Source organism: Bifidobacterium sp. LH_416, from assembly GCF_056357055.1.
Genome location: NZ_JBKEVJ010000004.1, coordinates 102,395 through 125,569, shown reverse-complemented (window position 1 = coordinate 125,569; position 23,175 = coordinate 102,395). Strand labels below are relative to the sequence as shown.

General features: G+C 52.9%; 22 protein-coding genes. 14 read left to right on the top strand and 8 right to left on the bottom strand.

What is annotated here, in order from left to right:
- Positions 1-9: 9 nt before the first annotated feature.
- On the top strand, positions 10-2,763 hold the full coding sequence (locus AC1AY0_RS08825) for a phosphoenolpyruvate carboxylase (protein ID WP_476526246.1): 2,754 nt from the start codon (positions 10-12) through the stop codon (positions 2,761-2,763).
- Between the two features lie 272 nt (positions 2,764-3,035).
- Here AC1AY0_RS08825 and AC1AY0_RS08820 read toward each other — a convergent pair whose 3' ends face one another.
- On the bottom strand, positions 3,036-4,034 hold the full coding sequence (locus AC1AY0_RS08820) for a LacI family DNA-binding transcriptional regulator (RefSeq protein WP_033891636.1): 999 nt from the start codon (positions 4,032-4,034) through the stop codon (positions 3,036-3,038).
- A 553-nt stretch (positions 4,035-4,587) separates the two neighbouring features.
- Here AC1AY0_RS08820 and AC1AY0_RS08815 point away from each other — a divergent pair.
- Entirely contained in the window at positions 4,588-5,874 is a 1,287-nt protein-coding gene (locus tag AC1AY0_RS08815; protein ID WP_033891464.1) for an OFA family MFS transporter, read from the top strand.
- 116 nt (positions 5,875-5,990) lie between these two features.
- On the opposite strand, the gene AC1AY0_RS08810 is transcribed toward AC1AY0_RS08815, so the two are convergent.
- A complete protein-coding gene (locus AC1AY0_RS08810; protein WP_033891465.1) occupies positions 5,991-7,904 on the bottom strand; it encodes an FAD-dependent oxidoreductase in 1,914 nt (637 codons plus the stop codon).
- 208 nt (positions 7,905-8,112) lie between these two features.
- Positions 8,113-8,676 (bottom strand): alkyl hydroperoxide reductase subunit C, encoded by a 564-nt coding sequence (gene ahpC, locus AC1AY0_RS08805; RefSeq protein WP_033891466.1) that lies wholly within the window; start codon positions 8,674-8,676, stop codon positions 8,113-8,115.
- 475 nt (positions 8,677-9,151) lie between these two features.
- On the opposite strand from ahpC, the gene AC1AY0_RS08800 reads away from it, so the two are divergent.
- Positions 9,152-9,781 (top strand): carbonic anhydrase, encoded by a 630-nt coding sequence (locus AC1AY0_RS08800; protein WP_051917477.1) that lies wholly within the window; start codon positions 9,152-9,154, stop codon positions 9,779-9,781.
- Positions 9,782-9,837: 56 nt separating this feature from the next.
- On the opposite strand, the gene AC1AY0_RS08795 is transcribed toward AC1AY0_RS08800, so the two are convergent.
- Positions 9,838-10,974: an ATP-binding protein gene (locus AC1AY0_RS08795; RefSeq protein WP_033891467.1), complete on the bottom strand. Its 1,137-nt coding sequence runs from the start codon at positions 10,972-10,974 to the stop codon at positions 9,838-9,840.
- Between the two features lie 149 nt (positions 10,975-11,123).
- Between AC1AY0_RS08795 and AC1AY0_RS08790 the strand changes: the two genes are divergently transcribed.
- The 11 genes from AC1AY0_RS08790 to AC1AY0_RS08740 all read left to right on the top strand — a co-directional run bounded on the left by AC1AY0_RS08790 (position 11,124) and on the right by AC1AY0_RS08740 (position 18,279).
- Positions 11,124-12,422, top strand: a complete 1,299-nt coding sequence (locus AC1AY0_RS08790; protein WP_476526245.1) for a hemolysin family protein — start codon at positions 11,124-11,126, stop codon at positions 12,420-12,422.
- 228 nt (positions 12,423-12,650) lie between these two features.
- Positions 12,651-13,133: a Dps family protein gene (locus AC1AY0_RS08785; RefSeq protein WP_476526243.1), complete on the top strand. Its 483-nt coding sequence runs from the start codon at positions 12,651-12,653 to the stop codon at positions 13,131-13,133.
- A gap of 794 nt (positions 13,134-13,927) precedes the next feature.
- Positions 13,928-14,263 carry a hypothetical protein gene (locus AC1AY0_RS08780; RefSeq protein ID WP_476526241.1) on the top strand — a complete coding sequence of 112 codons (336 nt, stop codon included), beginning with the start codon at positions 13,928-13,930 and terminating at the stop codon, positions 14,261-14,263.
- A 2-nt stretch (positions 14,264-14,265) separates the two neighbouring features.
- Complete coding sequence (locus tag AC1AY0_RS08775) at positions 14,266-14,475, top strand: hypothetical protein (protein ID WP_476526239.1); 210 nt, start codon at positions 14,266-14,268, stop codon at positions 14,473-14,475.
- 2 nt (positions 14,476-14,477) lie between these two features.
- Complete coding sequence (locus AC1AY0_RS08770) at positions 14,478-14,744, top strand: hypothetical protein (RefSeq protein WP_476526237.1); 267 nt, start codon at positions 14,478-14,480, stop codon at positions 14,742-14,744.
- Positions 14,745-14,763: 19 nt separating this feature from the next.
- Complete coding sequence (locus AC1AY0_RS08765; RefSeq protein ID WP_476526235.1) at positions 14,764-15,531, top strand: hypothetical protein; 768 nt, start codon at positions 14,764-14,766, stop codon at positions 15,529-15,531.
- Positions 15,524-15,865 (top strand): hypothetical protein, encoded by a 342-nt coding sequence (locus tag AC1AY0_RS08760; RefSeq protein WP_476526233.1) that lies wholly within the window; start codon positions 15,524-15,526, stop codon positions 15,863-15,865. Before AC1AY0_RS08765 ends, AC1AY0_RS08760 begins: the two co-directional genes overlap by 8 nt.
- Positions 15,840-16,016 carry a helix-turn-helix domain-containing protein gene (locus AC1AY0_RS08755; RefSeq protein ID WP_476526232.1) on the top strand — a complete coding sequence of 59 codons (177 nt, stop codon included), beginning with the start codon at positions 15,840-15,842 and terminating at the stop codon, positions 16,014-16,016. The genes AC1AY0_RS08760 and AC1AY0_RS08755 overlap by 26 nt, the downstream gene beginning before the upstream one ends.
- Before the next feature lie 478 nt (positions 16,017-16,494).
- The gene (locus tag AC1AY0_RS08750; protein WP_476526230.1) at positions 16,495-17,622 is read left to right on the top strand and encodes a hypothetical protein; all 1,128 of its coding nucleotides are present in this window, start codon (positions 16,495-16,497) and stop codon (positions 17,620-17,622) included.
- 88 nt (positions 17,623-17,710) lie between these two features.
- The gene (locus tag AC1AY0_RS08745) at positions 17,711-17,983 is read left to right on the top strand and encodes a hypothetical protein (RefSeq protein ID WP_476526228.1); all 273 of its coding nucleotides are present in this window, start codon (positions 17,711-17,713) and stop codon (positions 17,981-17,983) included.
- Positions 17,980-18,279 (top strand): hypothetical protein, encoded by a 300-nt coding sequence (locus AC1AY0_RS08740; RefSeq protein WP_476526227.1) that lies wholly within the window; start codon positions 17,980-17,982, stop codon positions 18,277-18,279. The genes AC1AY0_RS08745 and AC1AY0_RS08740 overlap by 4 nt, the downstream gene beginning before the upstream one ends.
- 82 nt (positions 18,280-18,361) lie before the next feature.
- Here AC1AY0_RS08740 and AC1AY0_RS08735 read toward each other — a convergent pair whose 3' ends face one another.
- The 4 genes from AC1AY0_RS08735 to AC1AY0_RS08720 form a co-directional block, all read right to left on the bottom strand.
- Complete coding sequence (locus AC1AY0_RS08735) at positions 18,362-19,657, bottom strand: tyrosine-type recombinase/integrase (protein ID WP_476526226.1); 1,296 nt, start codon at positions 19,655-19,657, stop codon at positions 18,362-18,364.
- Positions 19,658-19,922: 265 nt separating this feature from the next.
- Positions 19,923-20,816 carry a phosphogluconate dehydrogenase (NAD(+)-dependent, decarboxylating) gene (gene gnd, locus AC1AY0_RS08730; protein WP_033891471.1) on the bottom strand — a complete coding sequence of 298 codons (894 nt, stop codon included), beginning with the start codon at positions 20,814-20,816 and terminating at the stop codon, positions 19,923-19,925.
- 53 nt (positions 20,817-20,869) lie between these two features.
- Complete coding sequence (locus AC1AY0_RS08725; protein ID WP_237746129.1) at positions 20,870-21,439, bottom strand: gluconokinase; 570 nt, start codon at positions 21,437-21,439, stop codon at positions 20,870-20,872.
- A 213-nt stretch (positions 21,440-21,652) separates the two neighbouring features.
- Positions 21,653-23,077 (bottom strand): GntP family permease, encoded by a 1,425-nt coding sequence (locus AC1AY0_RS08720; protein ID WP_476523074.1) that lies wholly within the window; start codon positions 23,075-23,077, stop codon positions 21,653-21,655.
- Positions 23,078-23,175: the final 98 nt, after the last annotated feature.

Genomic DNA, 23,175 nt, shown 5'->3' with positions numbered 1-23,175 from the left:
GGAGGTTATATGGCAACATCCGAAGAACAGATCACTCCGGCTGACGCTGCCATCGTCACCACCGGGACCGGTCGAAAGGGCCCGGAGGAGCATGATCTTCCCCAAAACCTCAAGTACGACATGGATTTGTGCTTGCGAATCCTGCGCGACGTACTGGGCGAATACAACCCCGAACTGCTTTCCACGTTCGATACCGTGCGCAATTACGCGGTTGAGGCTAGCGCTGAGCACTTCGGTGGCGTTGAGGATCCGAACCCTGGTCATGACGGATTGAAGGCCGCCGTTGAGGTCATCGATAAGATGAACCTGCACGACGCCCAACTGCTGGCCCGCGCGTTCGCCACTTACTTCCATCTGGCCAACCTTTCCGAGGAGAACTACCGCGTCTCCGTGCTGCGTCAGCGTGAAAACGAAGTCACCGACAATCAGGCCTTTGACCCGGTTAACGAAATGACTTCCGCCTACCACCAGCTCATCAATGAGATGGGCCCGGCCAAGGCTAAGGAGCTGCTCGACAGGCTCGAGTTCCACCCGGTCTTCACCGCCCACCCCACCGAGGCTCGCCGTAAGGCCGTGGAAGGCAAGATTCGCCGCATCTCCGAGCTGCTCGAAGAGCACAAGATTCTCGGTGGATCGGACAAGAAGGAGAACTGCCGTCGTCTCTACAACGAGATTGACGCCCTGTTCCGTACCTCTCCGATCGCACTGAAGAAGCCGACTCCGGTTGAGGAAGCGGACACGATTCTCGACATCTTCGACAACACGCTGTTCCACACCATCCCTCAGGTGTACCGTCGCTTCGACGACTGGGTCCTGGGCGATAAGGCTGGTCTCGTGCCGCCGGTTTGCCCGGCGTTCTTCCACCCCGGCAGCTGGATTGGCTCCGATCGAGACGGTAACCCGAACGTCACCGCTAAGGTCAGCCGTCAGGTGGCACGCAAGTTCTCTGACCACGTGCTTGCCGCTCTCGAGGAAGCTACCCGCACTGTGGGCAAGAACCTCACGATGGAAGCTGAGACCACTCCGCCAAGCGCTGATTTGCGTATTCTGTGGAATCACCAGAAGGAAATGAGCGAGCGTCTGACTGATAAGGCCGCCCTGATTTCCACCAAGGAACTGCATCGTGCAGTCATGCTGGTGATTGCTGATCGTTTGCACTACACCATCGAGCGTGATGCTGACCTGATGTATCACACCTGCGAGGATTACATTACCGACCTGAAGACCGTGCAGCAGTCGCTGGCTGACGCCGGCGCCAAGCGCTCCGCTTACGGCCCGCTGCAGGATCTGATTTGGCAGACCGAGACCTTCGGCTTCCACATGGTGGAGATGGAGTTCCGTCAGCACTCTGTGGTGCATGCCCGCGCCCTTGCGGATATCCGCGAGCACGGTCTGCACGGCGAGCGCGGCGAACTGCAGCCGATGACGCACGAGGTGCTCGACACCTTCCGTGCTCTCGGTGCCATCCAGAAGCGCAACGGCCTCAAGGCCGCCCGCCGCTACATCATCTCCTTCACCAAGAGCGCCCAGAACATCAAGGATGTCTACGAGCTCAACCGCTTGGCATTCTCCCACCCGGAGGATGTGCCCACCATCGACGTGATCCCGCTGTTCGAGCAGCTTGAGGATTTGCAGAACTCGGTGGATGTGCTCGAAGAAATGATTAAGATCCCCGAGGTTCAGGCTCGCCTGAAGGCCACCGGCAACAAGCTCGAGGTCATGCTTGGCTACTCCGATTCCTCGAAGGACGCCGGCCCGACTTCCGCCACGCTGGCCCTGCACTCCGCTCAGGAGCGCATCGCCAAGTGGGCCGAATCGCACGACATCGATCTGACCCTGTTCCACGGCCGCGGTGGTGCCGTCGGTCGTGGTGGCGGCCCTGCCAACCGTGCGGTGCTTGCCCAGCCGGTCGGTTCCGTCAAGTGCCGCTTCAAGCTCACCGAGCAGGGCGAGGTCATCTTCGCCCGTTACGGCAACCCGGTGCTGGCCATCCGCCACGTCGAGTCCGTGGCTGCGGCGACCCTGCTGCAGTCCGCGCCGAGCGTGGAGAAGCGCAACACCGACATGACCAAGAAGTACGCCGACATGGCTGCTCAGCTCGACGAGGCCGCGCACAACCGCTTCCTCGACCTGCTGAACACCGATGGCTTCGCCCCGTGGTTCTCGATCGTCACGCCGCTGACCGAAATCGGTCTGCTGCCGATTGGCTCCCGCCCGGCCAAGCGCGGCCTTGGCGCCAAGTCCCTAGACGATTTGCGTACGATTCCGTGGATCTTCTCCTGGGCTCAGGCACGCATCAACCTGGCCGCTTGGTACGGTCTCGGCACTGCATGCGAGAAGTTCGGCGATCTGGAGACCATGCGTCAGGCTTACGAGGAATGGCCGCTGTTCTCCACGTTCATCGACAACATCGAGATGTCCATCGCCAAGACGGATGAGCGCATCGCCAGGATGTACCTTGCCCTCGGCGACCGCGAGGACCTCAATGAGAAGGTGCTCAACGAGATGGAGCTCACCCGCAAGTGGGTTCTGGCCATCGTGGGCGACAAGTGGCCGCTGCAGCACCGCCACGTGCTCGGCCAGGCCATCCGCATCCGCTCCCCGTACGTGGACGCGCTGTCCGTCACTCAGGTGCTGGCGCTCAAGTCGCTACGCAAGAAGGTGGACAAGGAAGAGCTCTCGCAAAGCCAGCAGGCAGGATTCATCTATCTGATCCTCTGCACCGTTTCAGGTGTTGCTGCCGGCCTGCAGAACACAGGCTGATCTACACACCAGCGCATATGGGGAAGCCCCGCTCACATCGAGCGGGGCTTCCCCGTTTTGTGTGCATCTTTCATCATCTTGCAATAATTCTTACATGTAAACAGAGAGTTCTTACATGTAAGAATTATTGCAAGATGGTGAAAGGGGTAAAGAGCAATCCATCCTGTCATCTCCAGCAACTTAAATCCGATCATCGCTGCTTTCGGCATATCTGATATCAGCCGCTGGTGCCAGTCCAATCACCCAATTGAAGCTCAACACGGCCAAAGACTCTACGCCGCAGTGGATTCGCGCTCGATGAGCTTATAGCCCACATTCACGGTCTGCGGGAAGAACTCGTCGTCCAGGTTCTCGATACGCCGCATAAGCAAGGTCAGCGCGGTATCCGCCATGCCCTTGAAATCGGTGGCCACGGTGGTCAAAGTCGGCACGCTGTACATGCTCTGGCTCAGGCCGTCGAAGCCGATAACGCGCACATCGCCCGGCACACTTACGCCATCGTCCGCCAGACCACGCAGAATACCGAGCGCAATACCGTCGTTCAGGCAGTACAGACCGTCGTACTTGCACTTGCCTTTCTTGGCCAAGCCGCGCCCGGCCTCGATACCGCCGTCAATCGACCACGAGGATTTGATGAAATCACGGCGCTCGTCAAACGGCAGTCCGGCCGCGAGAATCGTCTCCTTGGCGGCCCGCATACGAATATCACGCGAGCCGGGAATGATGCTGGGATTGTTGGGATCGTGATTGTCGCCGACGATGCCGATGCGCGCACAGCCACGCGCGATAAGGTGTTCGATTGCCGCCCGTGAGCCGGCGTCGCTCGGCGCGTTCACGGTGTCGATAGGCAGGCTGGTGTCGTAGTTTTCCAGCATGACGGCCGGATGCCGCTTCAGGATATCGACCGCACGTGGCGCATTGATGGCGATGATGCCGTCCGAAAACGTGTACGACAGATCGTTGTCGTCGGTAAGATACCGGGACAGTTCGATGAGCATGTGCGAGTCGCGCTTGTGCACTTCCTCAGCCACACACATGGCCAGATGGGAGAAATAGTCGCCCTCGAGGCCCGAGGTAAGGAAGGTGATGGTATCGGACCGCCCAGAACGCAGGGACCGGCCAGACAGGTTGATTTTGTAGCCGAGTTTGCGGGCGGCGTCACGCACGCGTTGCGTGGTTTCGGGCTTGACGTAATCCTTGCCTCGCAGGGCCGCGGAGGCGGTGGTGGCGGTCACTCCGGCCAGTTCGCCGACATCCTTTAAGGTCACCATCGTTACCATCTCCGCATATCACGAACCTTATCGATAAGAATCCATAGTACCGCCCACATCTCAGCCGAGGATGAGACCCTCGGTCGAGGCCCTGCCCGGCGACTCGAACGCCGCGGTCACCGTGGTGAGCACCGACGCTGCAAACGAAAACATGTCAAACCAAGAAATGGACATGACGGAGTCATTGTTTTCCGAGAGGGATATGCCGCGTCCACGGGCAGACGTCACGTATCAATCACGCCGATACCGTCATATAACTGTTTTCGATGTGAGAAAGCTCATAGCTTCCGACCACAGAAATCAGCCATGGCAACCCCGTAACAGCGTTATAGTGCTGTTTGTCGGCGTCGACAAGAGCCAGCAGCGCCGATGAAATGCACACCAAGGATGTTTAGCGAATTGTTCGCAGTTCGCACGATTCGATTTGATTCGATTCGTGCAGCCCGGACGGTTCACGGGGCATGCCGCCGTGATGTGCGTGGATATGGGCGAGGCGACTCTCGTTCGGGCCGGCAGGCCATCGTACACCAGTTACGAAAGGATCCGCCCATATATGGCAAGGTTTACCGAGAATCGTTGGACCAGCGCGATTATCCCTGCACTGCTGATTCATATCCCAATCGGAACCGTCTATTGCTGGAGCGTGTTCAAGCAGCTTATCGCTGACCGTCTCCACGCCAGCCCCGCCTCCGTGGAATGGGGCTTCTCACTCGCCATCTTCTTCCTCGGCATGTCCGCCGCGTTTGCCGGGCCGATGGTGGAGAAAAACATCAAGAAATCCGCACTCGTCTCCATGGTCTGCTTCGTGGTCGGCTTCGCCGGCACGGGCGTGAGCATCGCCCTGAACTTCCTGCCGGGCGTGTTCATCTGCTATGGCGCGATCATGGGCATCGGCCTGGGCGTCGGTTATCTGACTCCGGTCAAGAACCTGATGCTTTGGTTCGCCGACAACAAGGGCCTCGCCACCGGCATCGCCGTCGCCGGTTTCGGCCTGGCCAAGGCCATTGCCAGCCCACTGATGGAATATCTCATCGGCACGGTTGGCCTGGTCAGCATGTTCTTCATCCTCGCCGCGGTCTACGCGGTGATGATGTTCGTCGGCTTCCTGCTCATCAAGCGTCCGGCCGGCTGGGTGTATGATCCCGCGACCTCACACGTCAGCCGCAAGACAATCCTCAAGAAGCCCGTGTTCTGGGGCATCTGGATAGCCTTCTATATCAACATCACCTGTGGCCTGGCCCTCATCAGCCAAGAGAAGGACATCCTGCACGATGTGCTCAAGGCCTTCCCGCAGTATGCCAACCTGAACCCCGCCAAGTTTGCCGCCGCCATCTCCGGCATCATCGGACTGGTGCTCGCCGTGGACTCCGTGTTCAACACGGCTGGCCGCGTGGGCTTCTCCACACTCTCCGACCACCTGAAGCGCCGCGAGACCGTCTATCAGGTAATCTTCATCATGTCGATTGCCGTGTGCTTGCTGCAGATCTTCACCAACAGCATCGGCAACGCTCTGCTGTGGGCCGTGCTGGCGATGCTGTTCCTCGTCAACGCGGGCTATGGTGGCGGTTTCTCGACGCTGCCCGTGCTGCTTGATCAGCACTTCGGCACCAAAACCGTCTCCACCACGCACGGTCTGACGCTGAGCGCCTGGGCGTTCGCCGGTCTGTCCGGCAACCAGTTGGCCTCGTTCGTAGTTGCCCACGCGCCTGATCAGGCCCACCGCTACGCCGCACTCATCCCGGTGCTCACCGGCCTGTTCGTTGTGGCCCTGATCAGCATCAGCCTGGTCAAGTACCTCGGCGACAGAAACGTCACGAAGGCCGTCGAAGACCGAGGCTGAGCTGCCGCAAAACAACGATTCTGCCGGAGTCGGGCGCATCGATCGCATCAATCGATGTACGTCACGATTTTGGCAGAATCGTTGTTGTTGCTGTTGAGTACCTGAGGCCGTGCGGCTTACGCGCCGACCAGTTCGAGCATTTGGGGGATGCTCTTTTTGCCGAATTCGACTTGCTGGGTGCCGTCGGCGTGGGTGATGACGATGCAGGGCACGCTCATCGCGCCGTACTGGTCCTTAAGTTCGGGGAAGTGCGAGACGTCGTAGGCTTCGGCGCGCACGGCCTGGCTCAGGGAGGCAATGCGCTGGGAAGCAAGCACGGTTTCCGGGCACATCGTGCAGGTGAGCGAGACGAGGATCATGATGTTCAGCGGGCCCGTGATGGACTTCGCGCGTTCGACCAGGTCATCGCCCAGCGGCTGGCCGGGACCGGCCGCGTTGTACAGGCCAAGCACGAACGAGTTGAACTCGTGGCCGGAAGGTACGCCGTGGAAGGCCAGACCGGTGAAGACCAGTGAACCATTGCCGTCCTTGCCGGCCTTGCCGTCGCCCTCAGCCGGCACGCAGATGCGCACAGTTGGGCGGGCGAGCGGCAGGACGCCGGCGACGTCGAATGTGGCGCGGCCGGAATCGTCCAACGAACCATAAGTGGGCAGTTCGGTGCCGTCCGGCAAAGTGACGGCCAATGGCTCGCCAACCACCAAAGAAGTAGGCGCAGAAGCACCATCCACCGCCGTGATCAGCCCTGCGGCATCGACGGCGACCGAGTTCAGCTTGCCATTCGACAACGCGACCATCTCGCCGATGAACCCCTGCAATTCCGCCGAAAGCGGGGTGCTGTCCAGCTCAAGGGCAAGGGTGACCGGGCGGGCCATGCGGCCGAAGACCACGCCAAGCTGCTGCTTGATGGCGGCGGAAAACAGTTCGCCGGACTTCTTGGCGGCGCTGGATGCGGCATCGGCACTGCGCTTGGCGGGAGCCGGGGTGGGCGTCGTGCCAGCGGCCGAGGCGGCGGAGGCGGCTTTGGCCTCGGACTCCTCATAAGCGGAAGCAGTGGGACGCGGCGGCACCAAGCCGGTTTTCTCGCTCATCTGCTTGGCATAACGCTCCAGTTCCACGGCGGCAATCGCGCCGTCGGCGGTGGCGGTGACCACCTGGCGCAGGTTCTTGACGCGCAGATCGCCGGCCGCGTATACGCCCGGCACCGAGGTTTCGAGGTAGTCGTGCGTGACCACGTAACCGTGATCATCGAGCTCCACTACGCCGCGCACCAGATCGGTGGCGGGCACATAGCCGGCGAACACGAAGACGCCGAAGGTGCCGGCGTCGGCGGGCTTCCACGTTTCGGTCTGGCCGGTGGCAAGGTTCAGGATCGAGGCTTCTCGCAGGCCGCCTTGGCCGGCGGTGACGCCCTTCAGCTCGACCTGATAACGCACGTCGATCTTCGGGTTGTTCTTGGCTTCGGCGGCCACTGCGGCGTCGCATGTAAAGTCCGGTTCGCGCACGAGCACGGTGACTTTGGAGGCGTATTTGGTCAGGAACACGGATTCCTCGGCCGCGGCGAATCCGCCGCCGACCACCAGCACTTCCTTGCCGGTGAAGAACTCACCGTCGCAGGTGGCACAGTAGGCCACGCCACGGCCGGCGTATTCGGCCTCGCCCTCGAAGCCCAGCTTGCGCGGGCTGGCGCCGGTGGCGATGAGGATGCCGAACGTCTTGAGGTCGCCGCGTGAGGTGTGCACGGTTTTGATGTCACCATCCACGTCGAGACCGGTGGCTTCGGCGGAGAGGAATTCGGCACCAAAGTCCTGAGCCTGCTGACGCATGGTTTGGGTGAGCGCGCGGCCCGTGGTGCGGCCCACGCCCGGATAGTTGACGACTTCGTTGGTGATGGTGATCTGGCCGCCGAAATCATCTTTTTCAAGAATCAGCACACGGTAGCGAGCGCGGGCCAGGTACAGGCCGGCCGTCAGGCCAGCAGGACCACCGCCGATAACCACAACATCGTAGAGGTTGTTTTGAGATTCACTCATGAAAAGTTCCTTACCGATAAAAGGCTCCCTCTGACGAGGGAGCTGTCGAACGGAGTGAGACTGAGGGAGAGACCGCGGCGCATTCGCCGAGCATATCGAATCGGCTTTTAGCCGATACCTTATTCAGCGGCTACGCCGCAGCTTCTCTCCCTCAGTCAGCTTCGCTGACAGCTCCCTCATCAGAGGGAGCCACGAAAAAACGTATTGATCACAGCTGGCCGACGAGGTCGAGGCTGGGCTCGATGGTTTCCTCGCCAGGGGTCCAGTTGGCGGGGCAGACCTGGTCGCCGTGCTCGTAGACAAACTGGGAGGCCTGCACGCGGCGCAGCAGCTCCTCGGCGTTGCGGCCCACGTTGGAGGAAATGACCTCGTAGGCCACGACCTTGCCCTCGGGGCTCACGATGAAGTCACCGCGCTCGGCCATGCCATCGGCCTCGTTGTAGGTGTCGAGATCCTTGGCCAGCAGGGCGGTCGGGTCGGCAAGCATCGGGTACTCGATCTTGGCGATCTTCTCGTTGGCGTCGTGCCAAGCCTTGTGCACGAAGTGGGTGTCGCAGGAGACGGAGTAGATCTCGCAGCCGATTTCCTTGAACTTGGCGTAGTTCTTGGCCAGGTCTTCAAGCTCGGTGGGGCACACGAAGGTGAAGTCGGCCGGGTAGAAGAAGAACAGGGACCAGTGGCCCAGCACGTCTTCCTTGGTCACCTCATGGAAGTCGTTGTTTTGGAAAGCGTTCACCTTGAAATCGGTCAGTTCATGCTGCAGAAGAGTCATCATCGGTCCTTTCGGGAATCCGTTAGCATTGCCAATCTCTATCGTAACGTGGAGGTTTCGGTAGCGTATCGAAATTCCCTATGAGCCTTATCACAGCGCGCTTATGATTTTGCTCGATAGATATCGCCGGTTTCAGCGACCTATTTTCACGAACGTAGGCCAAATCTCGAAAAAATAAGCCGGTACCACCTCCCCCGCTACTATGAAGAGCTAGCAATAAGCCGATTATGGAGGTTTTATGACACAGTCGGACTTTGAACAGAACATGCAGGATATACAGAACAAGAACGAGAACGAACAGACGGCACCAGCCGCACCGGAGCAGCAGGCAGCACAGGAATCCCAGGCACAGCAGCCAGCACAGCAGCCAGCACAGCAGGAACCGCCAACACCGCAACCCGCTGAGTCGGTTCCGCCAACCTCTCCCCTGCCCAGCGAATTGCACGAGTCCACCGCCAACGCCACGTGGAGCCGCATGCTCCAGGGCAACAAGCGCTTCGCCGAAGGCAAGGCCGAGCACCCTTGGCAGGATAAGGAAACCCGCCACATGCTCACTGACGGCCAGAAGCCGGATGCAGCCGTACTGTCTTGCTCGGATTCGCGCGTGCCTCCGGAGATCATTTTCGATCAGGGCTTAGGTGACTTGTTCACCGTGCGTACCGCTGGCCAGATGATTGATGACGCCGTCATCGCTTCACTGGAATACGCGGTGAAGAAGCTGCACGTCAGCCTGCTGTGCGTGCTGGGCCATGGCCGCTGCGGCGCGCTGGAAGTTGCCGAGCGCGAATACAACGAGCTACTGCGCACGATCACCGCCGAAGCCGAAGATTCCTCGGAAACTGCGGACATTATGGATGATTTGGACGAGCGCATCGCCCAGTCCGACTCCATTGTGCTGCGCCAGGCCGGCATTTCCGTTTGGCAGGCACGCGAGGCTGAGCTCGATTGCCTCGACGACATCGAGCGCGTGCATGTGGCGCATACCATTGAAACGCTGGTGGACCGCTCCCCCGTGATTCAGCAGGCGCTGGCTTCCGAACAGCTCATGATTGTGGGCGCCCGTTATCAGCTCGACACCGGCCGCATCGAAGTGCTGAGCTTCTAACGTTGCCACCGTTGCTACAAGCGCCGGCTCGACTCCGATGAATTGATCGTCCGGCGCTACAATGACTGCAAATACTGGCCTAAATGCGGCACTGTGAATTCCAACTGACCATGACCGGACGAGCGGATGAGTTTGTCTTTAATAAGGATTGCCCGATATTTGCTCACCCAGCTTCGACTTCTACGCGTACGGCCCACAATATCGCCCACCTGTGTAGGATTCGGAGCATCCTGAGCCATAGCCATAAGGAATAGCTTTTCTGCGCCGGTAATGCCATCCAGTGCCGGCGCACATACTGCATCGTCAAAGGCCAGTAATGCATCCGAAAAACCTACTGCCACATCATCGGCAGTAATCACACGTGAGCCTTGGCGCTGAGCCGATTGCCACATGTAGTAACCGATAAGCTGCACCATATACGGGTACCCCTCAGATTTTCGAGCGGCTTCAAGTGCATCTTCTTCGCTTATGGTCTTGCCTGAAGCGGCAACGGTCTCCAAAAACGCATTCTTCACGTCTGGCAATGGCACATTATCAAGCTCTCGACGTAGCGCGCGGCGTAGGAATGTGGTCACTTCGTTATCTAATAAGTCATTGACCATATACGGTAAACCAGCAAAAACAATAGCCACGCCTTTTTTATCGGCATCAGGAGTGTCACTTTCATCAGCATCCGTGATGATATGTTGCACAGCCGTGGCAATCGCCACCAAATCATCATGTGAGGCCGCCTGCGTCTCATCGATAGTGATGAGTATTCCTTTGCCCTTGCTGATTTTCTTGCTGGCAAGCCGCTTGTTCAATGCATTACGCAACGTTAATGGATTGGATTCCGCCGCAAAATGCATCTGACCAAGACTCGCTGTGGCGATACCAGAGACTCCAATAGAAGGGCTGATATTAGCTTGGTCCAAGTGAATTCCCGAAGGCGATAACGCGGCTATTAGTCTCGTCACTAGGCCAGTCGATGCGGTCTCCCCAATAACCTCCCAATGTTGCGCCTTAGCAATACGCCGAAACTCCGTCAACATGACCGTTTTTCCAAAACCACGTTGACCAGTAACCAACATGATGCGACCAGGAGCACCTACACCATTGGTCAACGCCTCGGAAAAATCATCGATGATGGACTGACGACCAATAAGAATCGGCGGCATTTTACCGGCAGTCGGTTTGAACGGGTTTACTACCATGACCATGCTCCTAGCCACAACGCATACTATGTGTCACGATTGCACACCATATTACACGAAATTACACTAATTTACACCAATGCATACTGTTGAGTATTGCTCATGGTCTAACCAGCAAATTGACTCCCCACTCCCCTAGAGTTGGAGTCATGTCACTTGGTTTGAACATCCTCCTGATTTTCGTTTTTCTCATCATCGGCTCCGTGTTTTCCGGCACCGAGTTAGCTTTGGTCTCACTACGAGGCTCGCAGATCGAGCAGATGGAACAGGAGGATGCACGCGGTGCCAAAGTCGCTAAAATCGCGCGCGATCCGAACACCTTCCTCTCCACTGTGCAGATTGGTGTGACGCTTTCCGGCTTCCTGTCCGCCTCGTTCGGCGCTTCCTCCATCGCCCCATATTTGATTCCTACGGTGGAAAACTGGGGTGTGCCGGTGGGTATTGCCGGCGGCTTGGTGAACATTGTGCTCACCTTGATTATTTCTTACTGCTCCATCGTGATTTCCGAAATGGTGCCAAAGCGTATCGCAATGCAGCGCACTGAGCAGATTGCGCGCGCGGTAGTGCCGGCTATTGATGCGTTCGCCACGATCTGCCGCCCGATTATTTGGCTGATTGGTAAGAATACGAACGGTATTGTTCGCTTGCTTGGTTTCGATCCGCAGCAAACTGAATCTGAGGTGTCCGATGACGAGCTGCGCGTGCTGGTGAGCTCCAATACCAATCTTTCCAAGGATGAGCGCACGATTCTGGACGATGTATTTGATGCGTCTGAAACTATTGTGGCTGAAGTGATGCGCCCGCGCGCTGATGTGGTGTTCATTGAGGGCGATCAGCCGCTGGCCGAAGCCGCCGCTTTCGTGCGTGATCAGCCGTACTCCCGTTACCCGGTGACTGGTAAGGATTTCGATGATGTGATTGGCTTTGTGCACGTGCGCGATTTGCTGGATGTGCGCGATCCGAACGCCGAGACCGTACGCGATGTGGTGCGCGAAGGCATTTCGCTGCCTGGCACGTCCAAACTGTTGCCTTCTTTGGAGCTGCTGCGTAAGCGCGGTATTCATTTGGCTGTGGTCATCGATGAGTATGGCGGCACGGATGGCATTGTGACGCTTGAGGATATGACTGAGGAGCTCGTGGGCGATATTCGCGACGAGTACGATCTGCCGAGTGAGAAGGGCGGCGAGCGCAAACCTCGTACAGTGTTCGTTGATGGTGTGGCCACAATTGATGCCAGCATGACCATTGAGGACTTCGCTGATCTGACCGGCATTGAACTGGAAGACGGACCGTATGAGACGGTGGCCGGCTACTTCTTAGCGCATACCGGCAAGATGGGTGCTGTGGGCGATGTGCTGCATTCGGACGACGGCTACGACATGGTGGTCACCAAGGTGGACGGCCGCCGCATCGAAACCATTGATGTGCGGAAAGCGGCCGAGGCGTGATGGATAGTCCGGTGGACTATCCATAGCCGAGGCCTGAGCAAGGCGACAGCCGAGCGAAGGCAATGTTGAGTCTCGCCGCAGGCGAGTCAGTAATTGCTGCCCGACCATGCTCCGCTGAAGGATGATTCAGTCAAGGAGTGATTCTTCCCACGCTGGCTCCGGGCTTGTGGCAGCCTTAAAACGCCTATACTGGAATGACTGTTCCCAAGTAAGAAAGGAAGGAACATTATGACACTTGCATTTGTGGTCCCGGGCCTCGATGAGGCAATCAGCGAGAAGGCCATTGCTATTCTGCAGAATCGTCTGAGCCAGGAGCAGGAGGCTGCACAGGTTCTCAAGCACGCCCACTGGAATGTGACCGGCCCGAACTTCATTGCCGTGCACGAAATGCTCGACCCGGAGGTCGAATCCGTGCTGGCTCAGGCTGATGAGACCGCCGAGCGCATCGCCACTTTGGGCGGCACTCCTGATGGTCGCCCGGATGCCATTGTGCGCAATCGTACGTGGAAGCCGTTCGATGTGGACGGCCGCGCAGGCACTGAGAAGTATCTTGAGGCTTTGATTGAGTACTACGATGCCTTCATCGCTGATGACCGCAAGGCCATTGCCGAGCTGGACGAACTGGACTTCGTCAGCTCCAACATCATTCAGGACCACGTTCAGCAGCTCGAAAAGTTCCAGTGGTTCCTTAGAAGCCACCTTTATCGTTGAAATTTCAACGGTTTAGTTACTGACTTGCAGTAGCGACTCTATTTAGCGACTCTATTCTACCATGAACGGGGTCGCTTTTTCTTTCGCTGAAAATCGGTGTCGCTTATTTACGCTGGTGTATCAGTTCATATAATCGAGCGTTCGGATAGAAATCACAAAAACTGGGCTTTCTGACCAATTTCACATTGGTTGGTTTTCTGCTCTTAAAATTGAAATTAGAACCACCACACTATTTTGTTCGCACGACTGGGTTTGAGCTTGCGAAAACAGGCGTAAGAACAAAATGACCGTTTTTGGGGGTTCGGGGGAAGCCTATGGCCGAATAGGAATACCCCCCGTTCAAGCTGGTTTACCAGCGCTCTTTTATAGCCGTAAGGCGTTCTCTGTTACCTTCGACAAAAGTTTGATAGATATATAAGTGATATGAGAAATACTCATACATTGGAATATAAACTTTCAATGGATATCTATTACTTTTACATTCGGATTGCCCGGGGCTTGGAAACCTCGGGTTTTCTATTGTTTTTTGATGAAAAATGTGATTTACATCACACTTTTTTATTGCATGAATAATTGCACTTGGTTATTATCTGGCTTTTTAAGCGTATTTATCACATTTTTTAGTCATAACTGACATCGTTTTACGCAAAATACGAGTTTGATAGATATAAGATAACATTGAAAACAACAAAAAGAAAAGTGAAGAAAAATAGTAATGAATGATAACTTGCTTTTCAATGTTTATATCAGAAAGGTTCTGATGAATTAGATTAAACATATAGGAGATTTTTAAAATGACTCAATTCAATATGGTTCCTGCCGGTAACATTTTCGTTGTAAGCGTTGCTACTATCAAGGCCGCTGATTTACAACCAGTTAAAGCTTATAAAGATAATAAGCGCACTGATGAAGATGTTCTGGTTAATGGTAAAAAAGTTTATCGTGTGAATGGTGTTAGCTTCCTGCAGGATGATGATGTTGTTGATTTTGTTTCACTTCGTGTTTTCCAACCAGTTGATGTGATTGGTTTGAAGAAATACGCTCTTGTGAATCCTGTTTTTACACCCTATGTAAGAGATAACAGAATCGCTTGGAGTGTTACCGCCGATTCACTGGTTGAGGTTAAGTAACTATGACGGCTTCTGAATGGTTGCAGGTTCTTATCAAGTTCAGAAGTTGTCGAGAATTGCATGATGCGCATTCGGGTCGTTATAACCCATTCGCTTTGAATGATTTTGATAGGTGGGTTTCTGACCGCGTAAGAGAACATGGCGGTGACCCGGATGCTTTTGATGCAGTAGGCAATGTTAAAGATTGGGATTCGTATACAAAAGGAGTTTGATTATGGGTCAGCCTCGTAAAAGAAAAATGACCGTCTGGGTTACTGATGATGATTATAAGTATTGGGAGAATATAGCATGGGAAAATCACAGTCCAATGAGCCTGTTTGTGAACGACCAATTAGTGATGGTTCGCAGAAAAATAGAACAAGAAAAGGCTCGTATGAGTCAAAATCAAAACCATCCTATGAGCAATCAAAAGAAGCAGCCGACTTTGCAGCCTCGCTTCGGAAGAGATGGGAATCATGGGGGTTTGAATAATGACATGTAAGAAAATAATTTGTCTCTTCTTGTCACTGGTTATGGGCGTCGTGTTATGCGGCGCTCATGCCGGTAACGCACTTGCTGTTACTTATAGTAATGACCGTAAGAGCGGTTCTATTTCATCCGCCGATGAACAGGATTCAAGAACAATAGCACCATCTTATATAATTCCCAATGCAATAGTTGAACAAAATGTTGTTAAACAGGATTCTGAAATTGGTTGCCTTGCAACAATTGGTGCCGATTGTTATAAAGTTGATAATAAATATTGCTTATATGCACTTGATTATATGACTGGTAAATCAATAAAAGCCAGTGGTGGTGACCCGGCGTTTCTCTACGCTTATTCAACAGCTCGGGTTGGAATAGGTATCCAGTATGTTTCTACTTATAATTATGATACTGGTGCAATGTGTTTCAGTTATTCTGGTTATCTTCGTTCTTGGGATTTAAATAAGCCTTTTACGGCATATTTCAAGCCTGAAACGATAGCCCCTAGGGGTTATAAAGCTCCTGATGATAGTTACTTCACTTGCACTTCGAGTAGTTATTTACAGGTAAAAGGCGATTGCGTGGTTCGCACGCCCAGTAAGTATATAAATGTTGATGAAAACGGTTATGTATCAGCTATATTTTTCTACAAACCTGTTTCTGATACCCCACTTAATAGTTTTGCTATTACTGGTTCAAAAGATTTGTTGATAGCTGGTGGTGCTTTCGCCGTGTTCTGTTTATCAGTTGGTTTCTTAATTCCTACTGGTTCTGATGATAAAAAGAGGAGAAAAGATGTTTAATGTTAGTGTTGTATTTTCAATAGTGTTATCTGCTATTATTGGATGGCAGGTTTCACAAAAAGTTTTTCTGGTTGGTTTAAGTGGTTCTGCCAGTAAGCTTTCAAAAGAGAAAATCAGTTCATCTGCTGTGATGAATCTGATTACCACAATCTGGAATTGCTTCATGATTATTTATATCTGGATTGAATTGGGCTTCTTTACACTCACTGCAATTCTTTACATGTTACTAATCATTGTTGCTTTTCTGATTGGTTTGAACCATAAACAGGCTTCAATGCTGATGAAGAAGAATAAAGGTGGTGATGTTGATGAAGAAGTATCTGACAGTAAATGAGGTTTCAAAACTGATTGATGTTAAGGATTCAACTGTTCGTAAATGGTGCCGTGCTGGTGACTTTCAGCGTGTGAATGTTACCTGTAAGAAGGTTATGAATCAATGGATGATTGAATCTTCTTCGTTACTGAACTGGTTCAATGGATTGTGAACGGTTCTTCTCATGGGCTGCGGTTCATAGTGGCCGTGGCTTTTCTTCTGCTGCTGCGCTGTTTAGATTAGTATCCTCGTAGGGGCTCAGAATCGCTTTCTGCCGCCTTTCTGATGCCAGCCTGGCTTGGACAGCCTGCCAGCAAGAAACAGCGGCTATGGGGCGGTTTCTGCGCTTCCTGCGGTGGTGGCTTTCCATGAACAGCGCGGCCGCGTGGTTTGCTTTCTGCTGCTGTGTTACTGCTGCTTGTGAGTGGTATGTGACCAAAGTCCCGTAGTCATGTGGCGCTTGCGGCGCATGACGAGGTTTCGCAAGAAACCTCTTGATTCCAATAGGGACTTTGGTAAATGGTAAATGAGCATTGTTTTTTAGGCTTTTAAAGCTTGAAACTACTTTCTACCATTTGAAAATGAAATGGTAAAAATTTGAATAACTTTGGTAAAAAATCATCGACTTTGGTAAAAATTAGGAGTTTTTTATGGTAGATATCAAGAAAATCAATAAGCAATCAAGAAACTTTTTCTTTACTTGTGATGCATTGGAAGATAAAAGTATTGGTTTACCAACTTTATCAGCTGATGCAATTATTGATGTTTTGAAATCACAAGATTGTATTGAAAAGTTTGTATTCCAACTTGAACGAGGTAAACAATCAACTGATAAGAATGAGAATGGTTTCTTGCATTATCAGGGTTGTTTCTTTCTTAATCGTGACAGTCCTCGTCGTATCAAGGATGTGAATAAGTGGTTTAGTGATAAAGGTATTGCAATTGCTATTCAGATTGTTAAGAAATCTGAAATACAAGCTGCTCGTTATTGTTCAAAACTTGATACAAGACAAGCTGGACCATGGTGGTCATCCGATGATTTTAAGAATGAAATGAGTGCTAAACCAACTGCTTCACAACAAGGTGTTAGAAATGACCTTGCAATGTTAAAAGAAGCTCTTGATGATGGTATGACTCCTGATGAAATTGTTCTTGATGATACATTATCCTTGTTGATGAATACCACTGGTTCTGCTTTTGTTGATAGATATTTCAACGCTTTAATGAAGAAGAAATCATTAGAAAACAGAAATGTAGTTGTGAACTATATGTATGGTAATTCTGATGTTGGTAAATCCTACTATGTCCAGCATGTGTTACATGAACCACAAGAGGTGTTTAAGACTCGTCTTACAAAAGCACATCCGTTTGATTCTTATAACAATCAGCCTGTTTTGCTACTTGAAGAGTTTCGTTCAGAAGTCAAGGATGTTGGTGACTTATATGACATGCTCGACCATTATCAGTTTGAAATGGAATCCCGTTACCGTAACAAGTTCGCTTTATGGGATGAAGTGTGGATTACCACGAATTGGTCACTGAATGAGCAATATAGAAATCTCAAAACTTACAATGAAAGAGAACCGTTTTACCGTCGTATTTCAAATGTGTATCTGAAAACTGGTAAATATCAGTCACCTTTCAGAATTGGTTCTGGTCGTGATGTTCTGAAAAACGAGTTCTATCACACACCATTAAATGAACTATCTGATGATATGTTTGTTGATGATTTACTCGATGTTGATTACCCGTTACCCGATGAAATTATTTCTGCATGATGGGAATAAAACGGTTACATGCTCCGTTGAGTGTAGTGAAAGGAAAAAACAACTATGGTAAGAAAATTGAGTAGAAAGATTATACATTATGAACAAGAAAATTATTGCTCTTGATAGTAGAGAAGAGATTGAACATATTCTGTGGAATACTCTTAAAGAATACGATTTTGAAGGCGATGAAGCTTATTCCATTGTTAGAAAATATGCTTACTGGTTTACTGGTAATGATGCAATGACTGAAAAACAGTATAAGTATTGGAAGTTCAGATTCATTCAAGAACTTGAAGACAACATTCATCCTGATACGGCTGATTTTGTTAAAGAGAACATCCACGCTCGTTTCATGGAGGTTGCCGCATGAGTTATATTGATGTTGTTGATGAAGTCTCAGATTATCTTCTTGATTCACCTCTTTATGATGAAAATCTGATTGATGGTAACCTTTCAGTTGAGCAATTCAATGAACAAGGCATTGATGATTATTCGACTCGTCGTTTAGAGGATTTGATATCCTTTTTAGATGGAACAATAACTGATGTTATCAGGGTTCTTGATGCGTATAATCGTGCTGCTGGTAACAGTGATACAACAATAAAAGATATGCTTGCTTTATTGGATTACTATCATAATAAGAACTTTCAGCATGATATTAAGTAAGTGAGCGTTTATTCGTTCACTTATTGGTTTAAATCGTTTCTTCTCATTGGGTAAGAGTTTTTAAGCTCTTACCCTTTTTGTGTTACTCCCAGCTTACAGGTAACGAATTGGCTTTCTGCACTGGTTGTTTTGCAAATTGCCACGGGTCTTCACTGTAAGTTTTTGCCAGTGTTTCTGCTGCCTCTCTTACATCTTCTTGATATGCGTGTGTATACCATTCAGTCATCTCTTTATCAAGATGTCCTAAAATCTGCTGCGCCGTTGTGAGTGGCACTTTATTTCTTGCCATAATCGACGCTGCTATATGCCTGTTGTAGTGTGGTCGCCATGTGAGTTTCTTGATTTCTTCTTCTGTTCTACCTTCGGATTTCAGATAATCGTGTAGTATCAATTTCCAACGGTCAAAATGCCAGTGATAAGTGATGATTGAGCCATCTTCGTGTAAGAACATACAGTTACTGATTTCTCTACCATCGTCGGTTTTCAGTGGTTCTTTCTGCTTTCTGGCTTTCGTCATCTCTTCTGTTAATGCTTCAAGATACAGTTGTGGTAACGGTATTTCTCTTTCATGCTTGTTTTTAGTGTTCATTGCAATGTAGTATGAACCACCTTTTTCTTTCTTCTGCTGCTGCCTGATTGTGAGCGTTTTTTCAGTAAAACTGAAACAATCCCATGTCAATCCAACTAACTCACTGCCTCGTAGTCCTAACCCCATTAACAGGATTCTTGTGTAATCGTCGTGGTATTTGTTTGACGGGTCTTTCAGTTCATCAAGAATGTTCTGAAAAGTGCTGGTTCTCCAATCAAGTTGTTCATTGTCAAGATGTCTTACTGCTGGTCGTATTGTTGGTAAATCAACATACTCGCATGGATTACGGTTTAAGAACTTCATTTTTACCGCGTAGTTCAGCATGGTATTCAGCTGTTTCAGCGTGTGAGCTGTTGCGGTTTTTCCAATATCTCTAGCTGACATGGAATCCATCACTGCTGTTATGTCAGTATCAGATAATCTGCGTAACGCTTTTTTACCAATAATTGGCATGACATGGTTACTCAGATTCATCCTGTATTGTCTGCGGACCACTTCACTTAATGTGGTTCTGTTCTTTAACCAGCGTTCCATGAACTGTTCCACGGTCGGATTACTGGCCGTGCCCAGGGTTGTTCTTCTTGGCTTGGGCTTCTCATTGTCAGGTAAAGCTAACTTACTGATTAGCTTCTGTTTCTTAACCAGCGCTTCGGTTTCAGTGAGTCCGTAGGTTCTGTGTTTCTTCTTATCCTCGCCCCACCATGCTGCACACCATTCGACGCGGTTGTTGTGCATGGTTTGATACAGGCTTCCGTCACCCTTGGCTCGACGCTGTTTCTTGCTACTCATACCACCATTATAGCGACTCTATGTAGCGACTCTATGAAGTTTCGTAGAAACCTCAGAATTGGCTCTATTCTGCCATTTCTCAGGGGTTGTTAGAAGTTCCAGTGGTTCATGCGCTCTCACCTGGCGTAGGTAAGAGCTCTATGCTTTGGCTCACCTCGTTGAGGGGAGCTGGCCGCGAAGCTGACTGAGGGGAGTTACCAGCTCAATTGCCGGTAACTCCCCTCAGTCGTCTACGACGGAAGTCCGTTCCTTAATCCATACCAACTCAGTGGGTGGCGATTTCGTCTACCTTGGTGACGTGGCCGCCGAACTGGGCGCGCAGGGCGGTGACAACGCGCAGAATGTCATCGGCACCACCGCGGGAGGTCTGGCGCTGCCAGAGAGCTGCAGCCGTAGTTGGAACCGGCACGCCCAACTCGAGTGCCGCTTCGATCATCCACTTGGCCTCGCCAGATTCATTGGCCACAGCTGGAACGCTCTTCAGCTCAGGATCTTCCTTAGTGGCGTTATCCAGCAAATCGAGCAGCCAGCTGGCAACCACAGAACCGGTACGCCAGGAAGTCATGGTTTCGGCCGGGTTGGTGACGTATTCGCTGCGCAGCATGGTGGCGAAGCCTTCGCCGAATGCCTGCATCATGCCGTATTCGATGCCGTTATGCACCATCTTGGCGAAGTGGCCGCCGCCCACTGGGCCGGCATGAACCAGGCCGTACTCGCCTTCCGGCTTGAGACTCTGGAAGATCGGCAGCACGGTCTCATAATCCTTATCGGAACCGCCAATCATCAGCGCATAGCCACGCTCAGCACCCCATACGCCGCCAGAAACGCCGCAATCCAGGAAGCCAATGCCCTTTTCAGCCAGGGCGGCGGCATGGTCGCGGTCTTCGGTGTACTTGGAATTGCCGCCGTCGACCACGATGTCGCCTGGCTCAAGCAGATCACCCAGCTGCTCCACGGTGGAATCGGTGGGAGCGCCCGCCGGAACCATAATCCATACCACGCGCGGGGCGTCAAGAGCCGCCACCAGCGCTTCCAGAGAATCGACGTCACGGCCGGATTCCGGATTCATATCGAAGCCTACGATCTTGTGGCCGTCTTCACGCAGGCGCTTGACCATGTTGCCGCCCATTCGGCCGAGGCCGATCATTCCCATCTGCATTGTGTTGCCTTCTTTCAATGAAACGAATAACGAGTTGAGGTTAGGGGGATTGCTTACAGGTTCAGAGCCTCAGCCACGGCCATGGCTTCCTGGTCGGGATCGGCCAAACCGATGTGAACGTTGACGTGCACTTCGTCATCGCCCGGTTCTTCCAGGATGTCGAACTGGCTCTTGAGCATGCTCGGCTTCATGAAGTGGCCTTCACGGTGAGACAGGCGGTCCATCACTTCGTCGAAGGTGCCCTGCATGTACACGAACACCACACCCGGGCGGCGCAACTTGTCACGGTAAACCTTCTTCAGGGCGGAGCAGGTCACTACGGCGGCTTCGCCTGCAGCCACGCGCTCGTCAATCCAAGACGCGAGCGTGTCCAGCCACGGCCAGCGGTCTTCGTCGGTCAGGGGGATGCCGGCTGCCATCTTGTCGATGTTGGCCTGCGGGTGGAAGTCGTCAGCTTCGGCGTACTTCAGGCCGTAGCGTTCGGTCAGGTGAGTAGCCACAGTGCTTTTGCCGCAACCACACACGCCCATCAGCACGATGATTGGCTTGGTCTTGGCGAAGTAGTCTGCGGGGATGGTGTTGGCGGTGATGATGTCAGTAAGTTCGGCGGTAGCGATGGTCATGATGAGTTCCTTGAGTTAGCGATATGAGTGACAAGATATTGCGGTGGGTCTCTCCCCCAGTCAGCTTTCCAGCTGACAGCCCGAACGCAATTATGGACGGCCTCCGGCCGGCATCATCATTGCTCGCGGCTGCTCGCCTTCGCCTACAAACAGCCCACTGGGTTGTTTGCTTAACGGCTCAGCTCTTCAGAGGGAGGCCAACAGGAGCGGGGACTAGACCAGCGGCACGAAGATGCTGCAGACCATGACGAGGGCGAGCACCACGACGGACAGCAGGCATTCGAGCACGGTCCAGGTCTTGAAGGTTTCCCCAACCTCGAGGCCGAAGTATTCCTTGATGAGCCAGAAGCCAGCGTCGTTGACGTGGGAGAGGAACACGGAGCCTGCGCCGATGGCGATTACCAGCAGAGCGATAGCCGGAGCGGTGACGCCCATCTGATCGACCACCGGGCCGAGAATGCCGGCCGTAGTGATGATCGCGACGGTAGCGGAACCAGTGGCCACGCGAACGAAGGCGGCGATAAGCCATGCGAGCAGGAAGATGGAGATGGCGGAGCTTTCCACAAACTTGCCGATGATGTCACCGATACCGGTATCCACCAGCACACCCTTGTAGCCGCCACCTGCGCCGACGATCAGCAGGATGCCTGCGATAGGCGGCAGAGCAGCCTTAAGAGAATCGTTCACGGTCTTCCAAGACATGTGAGTGGTGCGGCCGAGCACAATCATCGCAAAGATCACGGCGGTGGCCAGTGCAATGGCAGGCTTGCCGAAGAAGGCGAGCACCTGAGCGTAAATAGCCTTGGAATCAGCCTGATCAGGAGCCACAATCTCGAAAATGGCGTTGGCGAGCATCAGGATGGCCGGCACGAGGATGCACAGCACGGACAGGGCGAACGGAGGCTTGGAGGTTACCAGGTTGCCATCGGCGTCGACGCGGCCCTTTCCGGTGTCGAAGTTCTCAGGAGCGCCGACCGGCACCCACTTGGCGGCAAACTTGGAGAACAGCGGGCCAACCAGAGCGGCGGTGATTACGGCGATCGGCAGGCCGAACATCATGGTGATGCCCACGGAACCGTTCTTGAAGCAGCTCAGTGCGGCGAGCGGGCCAGGCTGAGGAGGCATGCAGGCGTGCATCACGGACAGGCCGGCCAAGGTAGGAATGGCCACGCGCATCAGCGGGAGCTTGGAGCGGCGGGTGATAAGGATAATCACCGGCACGAGCACCACAAGGCCGACTTCGAAGAACATTGGCAGGCCAATCAGCGCACCGATCAGAGCCATGGTCCACGGAATCATCTTGGTGGAGGTCTTGGCGAGCAGCGTATCGACAATGCTGTCTGCAGCGCCGGTATCCATCAGCACGCGGCCGAGCATGGCACCCAAGCCGACGAGGATACCCACGGATGCCATGGTGGAGCCGAAGGTGTTGGAGAAGCTTTCCACGGTGGCCACCGGGCCGTAACCCGAGCCGATGCCGACCACGAGGGAGGAGATCAGCAGGGAAACGAACGGGTGCAGCTTAGCGACAGTGACCAGCAGAATCAGCACTACGATGCTGGCCACCACGCTGATGCCAAGCTGAGTGCTATTGAGCTGGACTGCGTTTGCGGCTTCAGCCAAAACAAGCGTATTCATAATCCATCTCTTCTTTGAGTAGTTGTATTTGAATGACGTTTCATTGTCACCGCATACATTTTGTATGTTGATATTTAATATAACGGACGATTATGGAA